The sequence below is a fragment of the Sandaracinobacter sp. genome, assembly GCF_041909755.1.
Taxonomy (GTDB): domain Bacteria; phylum Pseudomonadota; class Alphaproteobacteria; order Sphingomonadales; family Sphingomonadaceae; genus Sandaracinobacteroides.
This window is the reverse complement of record NZ_JAYRCW010000168.1, coordinates 1-1,833: the sequence shown is the minus strand read 5'-3', so window position 1 is coordinate 1,833 and position 1,833 is coordinate 1. Positions and strand designations below refer to the sequence as shown.

The 1,833-nt window shown below is 66.8% G+C and carries 4 protein-coding genes; 2 read left to right on the top strand and 2 right to left on the bottom strand.

Going from position 1 to position 1,833, the window contains the following annotated elements; genetic code table 11:
• Window positions 1-108 precede the first annotated feature (108 nt).
• Entirely contained in the window at window positions 109-309 is a 201-nt protein-coding gene (locus tag ACE3O8_RS13505; protein WP_374390575.1) for a YdcH family protein, read from the bottom strand.
• Between the two features lie 162 nt (window positions 310-471).
• Between ACE3O8_RS13505 and ACE3O8_RS13500 the strand changes: the two genes are divergently transcribed.
• Window positions 472-648 (top strand): YdcH family protein, encoded by a 177-nt coding sequence (locus tag ACE3O8_RS13500; protein ID WP_374390573.1) that lies wholly within the window; start codon window positions 472-474, stop codon window positions 646-648.
• Between the two features lie 27 nt (window positions 649-675).
• On the opposite strand, the gene ACE3O8_RS13495 is transcribed toward ACE3O8_RS13500, so the two are convergent.
• Entirely contained in the window at window positions 676-1,197 is a 522-nt protein-coding gene (locus tag ACE3O8_RS13495; protein ID WP_374390571.1) for a cell cycle transcriptional regulator TrcR, read from the bottom strand.
• Window positions 1,198-1,344: 147 nt separating this feature from the next.
• Here ACE3O8_RS13495 and ACE3O8_RS13490 point away from each other — a divergent pair, with 147 nt between their 5' ends.
• Window positions 1,345-1,539 (top strand): DUF1192 domain-containing protein, encoded by a 195-nt coding sequence (locus tag ACE3O8_RS13490; RefSeq protein WP_374390569.1) that lies wholly within the window; start codon window positions 1,345-1,347, stop codon window positions 1,537-1,539.
• Window positions 1,540-1,833 lie beyond the last annotated feature (294 nt).

Below are 1,833 nucleotides of genomic sequence, written 5' to 3'. Positions count from 1 at the left end.
CAGTCGAAACAGGAACGAAATCGGATCGAGGCCCGGCCCCGGCCCGGCCCGGCCAGCACGCGGCGCGACGCCGGGCGGCCGGGATGCCCCGCGCCCGCCGTCCGACGGTCAGGCAATGATGTCGGGGACGAGGCGGCCTTCCAGCCAGGCGATCTCGTCCTTCAGCTTCAGCTTGCGCTTCTTCAGTCGCTGCAGCTGCAACTGGTCCACCACCGAGCCGTCCAGCCGCGCGATGACGGTGTCGAGGTCGCGGTGCTCGCTGCGCAGTTCATGCAAGCGGCGCAGCATGGCGTCACGGTCGGCGATCATGGCCGGCGGCCTCGGAGCGAAGTTGATGGTGCATTCCCAGCGTCAACGCCCTTAACATGATCGGGCCGGGGCGCGACAGGCCAATCCCTGGTCCTGCCTCCTCCGGCCCGGAGCCGTGGTCCTCGACTGCGCCCGGCCTTCAGAGCAGAGGACGCGTCAAGCATGCCCATGAATGCCCGCATCGCCTCCCTCGAGCAACGTCACGCCGCGCTGGAACGCCAGATCCTCGATGAGGATCGCCGACCGCGGCCCGACGACACGGCACTGTCCCGCCTGAAGCTTGAGAAGCTGCGCCTCAAGGAGGAGATGGAGCGCCTGCGGTCGAGCCGGCCGCATTAAGGACAGCAGGACGACGCCGTTCCCCGCTCAGGCCGCGTCTTCGGCCGGCGGGGGCGGCGTCAGGCTGCCACCCGCGGCCTGGATGGCCGCATTCAGGTCGCCCTGGCTGCACAGGCCGAGGATGACCGGATCGCGCGGCTTGATATTCGCGCTGTTCCAATGGGTCTTGTCGCGGACCTTGGCGATGGTGTCCTTGGTGGTGCCGAGCAGCTTTGCCACCACCGCATCCGGGAGCATCGGATAGTTGCGCAGCAGGAAGGCAATGCCGTCCGGCCGGTCGTTGCGCTTCGAGACGGGCGTGTAGCGGCCACCCTTGGCGCGCTGCTTCGGCAGGACGATGGTGCTTTCCTGCAGGCGCAGCCGGGCCCCGGTGTCGGCCTCGCAGCGGGCGATTTCCTCGCGCGTCAGCTGGCCCGAGGCGATGGGGTCGAAGCCGACGATGCCCTGCGCCACCTCGCCATCCGCGATGGCCTGGATTTCGAGCGGGTGCATGCCGACGAAATCGGCGATCTGTTCAAAGGAAAGCGACGTCTTGTCGATCAGCCACACGGCGGTGGCCTTCGGCATGAGTGGCTGCGGCATGAGCTGACCTCGGCTGGCCGGAGGGGCGGCAGGAGCGAACCCCCGCGACAAATGTGCGCTTCCTATAATGACGCGCTGTGGCAGGGTCAAAGCCTTGATGGGAAAGGAAGCGCGATGGCCGCGACGGATGAAGAGGACCAGCCGCGCCGGCGGCAAGTGCTTGAAAAGCCGAAATTCGACGGTTGGGACGTATCGCAGCTCCAGGACTATATCGCCGAACTGAAGAGCGAGATTGCGCGGGCCGAGGTGGTGATCGGCGCGCGTAACGATCATCGTGCGGCAGCAGAAGCGTTCTTTCGGAAGCCCTGAACAGGGCGGAGGCGGAAGAACTGTGCTCATTACCCGAACCCCACCCCACCATGCTGGCCGGTGAGAGTTCTGGTGCTGGGCGGACCGTTGGGATGTTCCCCCCCTTGAACGCGCGCCGTGCGCAAGAGTGGGTTTCGGCACTCTTCCGCCAGCCGCGCACCGCACCAGGTTGAGGTTTCCAAAGGCCTTTCGGCCTTTGGTGGGGAGAGCCCGAGAGGGGCGACGCCCCTCTCGGTTCCGCAGCGTCTGTTGGAAGACCCCTCGGCCTTCGGCGAAGTGAGGCTTGGATAAGGG